This window comes from Proteiniclasticum sp. (assembly GCF_032054185.1).
Lineage (GTDB): Bacteria > Bacillota > Clostridia > Clostridiales > Clostridiaceae > Proteiniclasticum.
Window position 1 is genome coordinate 89694 of the sequence record NZ_DAMBTF010000012.1, and the last position, 8034, is coordinate 97727.

Annotated in this window: 7 protein-coding genes; 4 read left to right on the forward strand and 3 right to left on the reverse strand. The window is 41.1% G+C overall.

Annotated features, from left to right (window positions below):
• Window positions 1–250: 250 nt before the first annotated feature.
• The 3 genes from RTX25_RS08610 to RTX25_RS08620 all read left to right on the forward strand — a co-directional run bounded on the left by RTX25_RS08610 (window position 251) and on the right by RTX25_RS08620 (window position 5226).
• Complete coding sequence (locus RTX25_RS08610; RefSeq protein WP_312652736.1) at window positions 251–1612, forward strand: FAD-dependent oxidoreductase; 1362 nt, start codon at window positions 251–253, stop codon at window positions 1610–1612.
• Window positions 1609–3027 carry an aldehyde dehydrogenase family protein gene (locus tag RTX25_RS08615; RefSeq protein WP_312652738.1) on the forward strand — a complete coding sequence of 473 codons (1419 nt, stop codon included), beginning with the start codon at window positions 1609–1611 and terminating at the stop codon, window positions 3025–3027. The genes RTX25_RS08610 and RTX25_RS08615 overlap by 4 nt, the downstream gene beginning before the upstream one ends.
• A gap of 75 nt (window positions 3028–3102) precedes the next feature.
• Window positions 3103–5226 carry a RecQ family ATP-dependent DNA helicase gene (locus tag RTX25_RS08620; protein WP_312652740.1) on the forward strand — a complete coding sequence of 708 codons (2124 nt, stop codon included), beginning with the start codon at window positions 3103–3105 and terminating at the stop codon, window positions 5224–5226.
• A 68-nt stretch (window positions 5227–5294) separates the two neighbouring features.
• Here RTX25_RS08620 and RTX25_RS08625 read toward each other — a convergent pair whose 3' ends face one another.
• Entirely contained in the window at window positions 5295–5945 is a 651-nt protein-coding gene (locus RTX25_RS08625; protein ID WP_312652742.1) for a winged helix-turn-helix domain-containing protein, read from the reverse strand.
• Window positions 5946–6138: 193 nt separating this feature from the next.
• On the opposite strand from RTX25_RS08625, the gene RTX25_RS08630 reads away from it, so the two are divergent.
• On the forward strand, window positions 6139–6321 hold the full coding sequence (locus RTX25_RS08630; RefSeq protein WP_312652744.1) for a hypothetical protein: 183 nt from the start codon (window positions 6139–6141) through the stop codon (window positions 6319–6321).
• 188 nt (window positions 6322–6509) lie between these two features.
• Here the strand turns inward: RTX25_RS08630 and RTX25_RS08635 are convergent, their stop codons facing one another.
• Both RTX25_RS08635 and RTX25_RS08640 read right to left on the reverse strand, forming a co-directional pair.
• Complete coding sequence (locus tag RTX25_RS08635; protein WP_312652746.1) at window positions 6510–7331, reverse strand: aminotransferase class IV; 822 nt, start codon at window positions 7329–7331, stop codon at window positions 6510–6512.
• Window positions 7332–7333: 2 nt separating this feature from the next.
• Entirely contained in the window at window positions 7334–7969 is a 636-nt protein-coding gene (locus RTX25_RS08640; RefSeq protein ID WP_312652748.1) for an HAD-IB family hydrolase, read from the reverse strand.
• Between the last annotated feature and the right edge of the window lie 65 nt (window positions 7970–8034).

Sequence of the window (8034 nt, forward strand, 5' to 3'; positions counted from 1 at the left end):
TTTTCCTCCGTTCTTATTCCTTTTTGGGATATAATTCGGAACCTTTTAAGGGTTTGAATTAAGTTCAGTTTCCGTGGGAATACTGACTAAATCAATTTTATCATGATTCAGAAAAAAGTAAATAGCACCATCAGTCGCTGTTGTGTGACGTCAGGCAAAAATGAAGGATGTTTGAACAATATAAATATCTGAATATAGAGGGATAGCCTATGGTAAAATAGAGAGAAAGAGAAAAAAGAGGTGACCACTCATGAAAATCGTAATCATCGGAGCAGTTGCAGCCGGACTGACTGCTGCATACAGTATCAGAAAAAATATACCCGGTGCGGATATTACCATCCTTGAAAAAGGCACGGACATTTCTTATGGTGCGTGTGCCTTTCCTTATTATATAGAAGGTCTGATTGAGGATGAGCATAAGCTCATCGCCAAGGATAAAGAGGAAGTGCTGGGTGACGGGTTGGATCTAAGAACACTGAGTGAAGCAGTTGATGTGGATTTTTCAGCAAAAACGGTGAAGGTCAGGAGCCTTTCCAACAGCAACGAGTATGATCTTTCCTATGATAAGCTTGTCATTGCAACAGGAGCGAAAAGCAACCGTCTGGATGTATTCCAGGGCATGAAGGGGGTCTTTCCTCTAAACACTTTAAAAGATGCCAATGCCATCAAGGAATATGTGGAACACCATACGCCGAAGAATGCGATAATTCTGGGGGGCGGTAATAAAGGTCTGGAACTTCTGGAATCTCTTACACTGATGGGCGTGGATACGCAGGTCATTGAATATCTGCCTAGTATCATGAACATCTATGATCAGGAGTTTTCCGATCTTATCATCAAGGAACTGAAGGGTGAAGGTCACAGGATCAACACCAGTGAAGAGGTCAGGTCTGCCGATGTGAACGAAAAAGGCTACGTGGCAAAAGTTATGACAGACAAAGCGGAATATCCTGCAGATATGGTCATTGAAACAATCGGTCTAAAGCCCAATACAGATTTTCTCCTGAATAAAGGCCTTAAAATGGAAAGAGGTGCGATCATCATCGATCTTTATGGCAGAACAAGTATCGAAGATGTCTATGCTGGTGGAGACTGCACGCTGATCTATAACCACGTCGAAAAAAGAAACACCTATCTGCCGTTAGGAACCAATGCAAATAAAATAGGAAAGCTCATCGGTCTTGCTATGGCAGGTAAGGAGCCTCCCTTTAAGGGGGTTCAAGCCAGTGCGATGATGAGGACCTTTGAATTTGAAATGGCTATGACGGGCGTTACTGACCGTGTGGCTGCCTCTTTGGGATTCGACTATGATAGTGTTATGGTGAGAACCCGGAACAAGTCAGGATATTATCCGGGCGGATCAGAGCATTTCATCAAACTGACCTATCTGAAAGAAGAGGGAAAACTCATCGGCGCACAGATCTTCGGTCGTGAAGGAAGTGCGCTCAGAATTCAGGGGCTCGTCACTGCAGTTTACGCGGGGCTTACCGTAGATGATCTGGCCTATATGGACTTCGGATATATTCCACCGTTAAACAGCGTATGGGACTCCATAAATGTGGCAGCCGGAAAAGCGGTGGCAAAAAGAATCAGGGAAAGGAACAGAAAATGATGACGGAAGAAAGGCTCAGTGATAAAGATATCAATAAGCAGGAGGCTGAAAGTCTGCTTAAGAAAATGAATGCATTTTATCATACCGGTAAGACAAGAAATACAGATTTCAGAAAAGTGATGCTGAAAAGGCTGAAAAAAATCATCAAAAAATATGAGAAAGAAATTGAGAGCGCCTTATATAAGGATCTGGGGAAATCACCCGTGGAAGCTTATATTACCGATATCGGTATGGTCTACCAGAATATCGACTACTTCATCAGCAATTTGGACCGTTTTTCAAGAAGAAAAACTGTAAAAAGACATATCGCAAGCGCGTTTTCTCAAGGGTATCTTTATAAGGAACCTTATGGAACTGTGCTCATAATCGCACCATTCAATTATCCGTTCCTGCTTCTTATGGAGCCGCTGATCGGAGCTCTGGCAGCTGGGAATGTCGCTGTAGTCAAACCTTCTGAACAGGCGATTTTCACAGAGGATATCATTGGAACAATCATAAAGGAAGCATTTCCTGAAGAAATGGTCAGTGTTGTTAAAGGTGGAAAAGATACCGTGACAAGTCTTACCACATCAGCTTTCGATTATATATTCTTTACGGGAAGTGTATCCACCGGCAGGATCATTATGGAGAATGCATCAAAGAATCTTGTTCCTGTAACACTTGAACTGGGCGGGAAAAGCCCGGCAATCGTGGCCAAAAGAGCAAACATCTCTAATGCGGCAAGAAAAATCGCCTATGGAAAGTTCCTCAATGCCGGTCAGACCTGCATCGCGCCTGATTACATCCTCGCCCATGAGGATGTGGTGGAAGAGTTTATAGGAGAATTAAAAGGGTACCTCAGAAAATTCTACACAGAAAACCCTAAAGCCTCAAAAGACTACTCCCGAATCATCAGCAGGAAATCATTTAAAAGGCTGACAGACATCCTTGACGAGGACAAGGAACATATCATTCATGGCGGACACTCCGACAGCAGGGAGAATTACCTCTCTCCGACACTTCTTTTTAAAGATGATATGAATCTGAGATCCATGGAAGAAGAACTTTTCGGACCTGTACTGCCCATAATAGTCTACAGCGATATCAACAAGGCGCTTGAAGAGATCAGGCCCCTTGGAAAACCTTTAGGATTCTATATCTTCACGGAGGACAGAAACCTTGCTGAGAATATCCTGAATCGGGTTTCCTTCGGAGGAGGATGCGTGAACGATGTACTGTTCCATATCACCTCACCTTATCTGCCGTTCGGCGGAGTGGGTAATTCAGGGATGGGCAGCTATCACGGCAGATATTCATTTGATACGTTCACTCATGAAAAATCAGTGCTGAAATCTTCAAGTCTGCTGAACATCAGGTTCAATGAGCCATCAATCACTCCGCTTAAGGAAAATTTCATCAGAAAGTTTCTGAAATAGAAAGAAGCTGTGTGGAAACGCACAGCTTTTGTTATAATGATTATTATGAAATGCAGAAGGAAGGGATGAGAGAAGTTGGAACCAAATCAGATGCTGAAAAAATATTTCGGTCTCAATTCCTTCAAAAAGGAGCAGATAGCGATCATCAAAGAGATCCTCAGCGGCAAAGATGTTCTGGGGATTCTGCCTACAGGCTATGGAAAATCGCTGTGTTATCAGGTGCCTGCAATGATGATGAAAGGACCGACGCTTGTGATTTCCCCGCTGATCTCCCTGATGAAAGACCAGGTTGATGCGTTGAAGACAAGAGGAATCCCCGCAACCTATATCAATTCATCTTTGTCTCTTGAAGAGTCCAATGAACGGAAAAGAAACATCCGCAGAGGTAAATACAAGCTCATCTATGTTTCGCCTGAATCGCTTAAACTTAAGCGGTTTACAGATCTTTTGAGGGATATCGGTCTTGTACAGGTGGCAGTGGATGAAGCTCACTGCATCAGCGTATGGGGTCATGATTTCAGACCTTCATATCTGACCATCTATGATTTTATCCTGACGCTTGAAAAGCGTCCGATCATTTCCGCTTTTACAGCGACGGCTACAGATGCTGTAAAAAAAGACATCCTTAAACTGCTGCATCTGGAGGATGCATTCTGCCTGACCGGGAATCTCAACCGTGAAAATATCTATTTCGGTGTTACTGAGCCCAAAGATGAGATCGAGGAGCTGCTTCATCAGGTTTTGAAGAGAAAAGGTCAGCAGGGAATTATATATTGTCAGCGGAAGAAAGAAGCGGAAAAGGTTCATGTGCTTCTGACAAAGGAAGGATATCGAGCTGGACTTTACCATGGTGGACTGGAGGATGAGAAGAGAAGAAGTGTACAGGATGACTTCGCATTTGATCGAATCAGTATCGTTGTAGCCACCAATGCCTTTGGTATGGGCATTGACAAATCCAATGTGAGATATGTTCTTCATCTGGGGATTCCCAAGAATATCGAATCATACTATCAGGAAGCTGGAAGAGCCGGACGTGATCAGAGCTACAGCGAAAGTATCCTCATATATCGACCTCAGGATCTGGTAAGGCAGAATCGTCTGCTGCTTATCTCGGATCTCAGTGATGAAAGATATCGGATTGAGAAGGAAAAACTGATCATCATGAACAGATACGGCAGAACAAAGAGCTGTCTGAGGAATTATATCCTGAACTATTTTGAGGGAGATGAAACAGAGAATCCTCTTGCAAACTGCGGTAACTGCAGCAACTGTATAGAAGAAGGTCATATGAACCTTTCAGTCCTCGGCAAGAAAATCATAACGAGTGTAAGGATTCTTGGTGATCACAGCGAGAAATTCATGCTGTATGATTTCCTGCTTGGAACGGACTCCCGGGAAATGATCAGAAGAGGATGCACTAGACTTCCGCTGTTTGGCTCAATGCGAAACCACAGAAAATACTATCTGGACAGACTGATCGGTATGCTGGAAAAAGAAGAATTTCTAATCGGTACACCGGAGTTTTACACCGTTACTGAAAAAGGAAGACTTCTGCTTGCAAACCAGATCGAACTGATTGTCCCAAGAGATGTAGGGGAGGAAAAGGAAGACTATCAGGAGGAGCTTCTGCTGAGGCTTAAAAAGGTGAGACGTGAGCTCTCGCGAGCGGAGAACATTGCACCTTATATTATCTTTCATGACGAAACACTTAGAGACATCGCCAGACGTCTTCCTCTTAACCGCAACGAATTTATTGAAATCAGAGGGGTAGGAAAAACGAAGGCTATAAAGTATGGGGATTTCTTTATTAAAGAGATTCAGGCATATGCACAGACAACCGGTAAAATGGATCAGCTGAAAAAAAAGATTCAGAATGATCCGGAGTTTATGGCGGATCAGCTGGATGCATTCACGTTCCATAAGGAAGGCAGAAGTGTGGAAGAGATTGCGGAAATACTGGGTATCGTTCCGGGCACGGTAGTAGATCGGCTCATCAGGGATCATGAAAAGGGCAGAGATATTGATCTTCAACAGCTTTATAAGAGTCATCTTGAGCATGAGATTCTTGAATCGGTAAAACGGTTAGGAACTGGTAAACTAAGACCTGTTAAAGATGATCTGGCATCAAGAGGGGTTGATGTGGATTACATTGATCTCAAAGTTGTTTTTTACAAGCATTACGGAATAAGAAAGAAATAATCAAAAAGTATAGGGATATGCAGACTGATGCTGCATATCCCTATTATCAAGGTATTAGGAAGAACGGTTTAACATTCCTGAAACTGGTATCCTTTTCCCCATACTGTTCTTACGAGGCATCTGAAATCACCCAGTTTTCTGCGCAGTGACTTAATGTGTGTATCAATAGTTCGGGAGTCCCCTAAGAAACTATACCCCCATACTGCCTGAATGAGCTCGTCTCTTGACAGTGTCATACAGGAATGAAGTTTAAGATAGACCAGAAGATCGTATTCCATGGGTGTAAGACTAAGGATTCTTGAACCGATGCGGACATGCTTCTTCTTATAGTCGATGGTCAGGTCTTTATACTGATATGCGCTATCCAGCTCTTCGGAGAATAGGGACAGGTTTTCCAGAAATTCTTTTGTTATGATATGCGTTTTCATAGTAAATGCTTTAAACTCCAATTCTTCAATTTGATTCAGATGACGATCTGTAAGACTGTCGATGAAAATAAATGTATTTATGTTTTTCATTCTGCTAAAATGATGACTGATTTCTTGTCTATGGGATCTGAAAAATTCATCATAGATAATTATGGTCTTAAGGTTTTCTTTTAAGAATTTTATGCTATCTTCTAATGAGTCAGAAAACATAACCTGAAAGTTAGCTTCTGCTGATGCAACCTCATCCATAATGTTATTATGATTCAGTCCCAATATGAGTATTTTATGCATCTCTTTCACCTCACAAAACATATAATAGCATTTACTTTTAAAGTACATTTAAAGAAAAGGCAGAAAATACATATTTTAAGGAAAAATTAATAACATGAGGCAGTTGCATAAATATGGGATATTTACTTCAAGTCAAACCATAGCTGTGCTATAATATAGTGGAATAAAAAAACAGAAAATAGGAGGAATTTATATGAAACTCTGTAAACTTTTGACTGTGTCAGCCTTATCCATGGCGGCAGGTGCCTTGATTTATAAGGTAGTAACCGATCATAAAGATGAAATAGATTCATTCGTGAATGAATATGGGGAATTTATAGAGGATGACATGATTGATGTTGATGTTATGGAACATGAACCTCTGATTGAAGAATAGAACTGAAAAACGACGGTAATCATACCGTCGTTTTTATTATTTTTCCGATCTATATTTTCTTGGAAATTATTAACTATACTCAAATTATCTCAAAAGCATATAGAGTACTGGAAAGGCGATAGAATGTGTTTCGTGCTACATATAATTACATAAATATGTGAATGAGTAACTCTTCTGACGGTCACAGACTAAACAGGCTGGTTTGTTTCTATATAGGTCGTGATTTTCTGGTCATAGGCAGCTGTCAGCATGAGGACCAGAGGGTGCCTGGATGATTCATAGGTGTACTGATCGATTGCTGAAATGGGTAGAATTTTTGGGGACGTTCCACTGATGAACGCTGCATCAACTGTTTTCAGATTCTCAAGTCTTACAGAAGTTTCATAAACCGTCACACCAAGTTCTTTTGCGATAGATAGCACTCTTTTCCTTGTCACTCCGCCTAAAACATCTTTCAGTGGGGGAGTGTAAAGTGAATTTTCGATGATAAAGAAAACATTAGACTTGGAACCTTCTGTGATTTCTCCTTCACGATTGACGATCAGCGCTTCATAAATCCTGTTCTCATCGATAAATCTTGTCACCCTTTCTTTGTATGTGGCATCAATGACTTTTGCATTCGGATTCTTTCTTTCAAGGTCAAGAGTCATTGTTTTTATTCCATTCTTATAGTATGTCTTATCAGGATAAAAATGAGGAATGAAATAGATGAAAATCTCCGGTACATGACCATCGTTGATCAGTATTTTGAGGTTTCCGGTCTTGATTCTGTTCTTTTTCACCATCAGCTGAATCAGGTTTCTGATTTCCTCCTGAGATTTTGACATTTCCATTTTAAGCAGGTGCAGAGAATCTGTCATTCGTTCCAGATGTTCTTCAAGAAACAGGGGAATACCCTCGATTATTCTGATCACTTCATACACATTTCTGGCATTTAACTTATAATTGAAATCTTCAGCTTCAAAAAGCATCCCATTTTTCATAAAATATTTTCCGGTTAATTTATCCACGATTACCTCCAGTAAAGTACAGGGTACTTCGGATTCTTCTTTTTATAATTGATGAGATAAGGCTTACCCACAAGTTTAAGGAGAGGCTCATCACTCATCGAGTCAGAAAACATATAGGATTCATGAAAATTGATTTCCATGTTTTTAATCGCATCTTTTAATCTGATGACTTTTTCCTCGCCTTTATTGTTCTCTCCAAGCATCTTTCCGGTGAAAATTCCATCTTTTTCCATAAAGCGTGTACCCATAACATAGTCCGCCCCGAAAATATCCTTCAGTTTTGAAATATAGAATTCCGGTGATGCGGATGTCAGTACAATGACGTAGCCTTTATCTTTCAGCTCTCTGATTTTTTCGATACCATCTTCATAGAGAATATACTTCAGTTCATTTTCCAGAAAATCATCAGCGAGCTTATCCAGAGTGTCTAGAGGAAGATCTCTTAAAAAGGACAAAAACATCTCTTTCGTTTCTTTTTCCTTTCTGATTCCCGCTTTGAACAGTATCCCGCTCAGAAGGGCTCTGGGCAGATGAACAAGCAGAGCTGGTCGCTTTTTAGTCAGGTAGGTATAGAACGCAATGAGTGTCTCTTTTCGGGTCAGGGTGTAATCTACATCAAAAAGTGCTAATTTTATCATGAATCCTCCTAATCGAGTAGGGAGAAATTTCTTCCCCCTCTCACACCACCGTACATGCCGTTCGG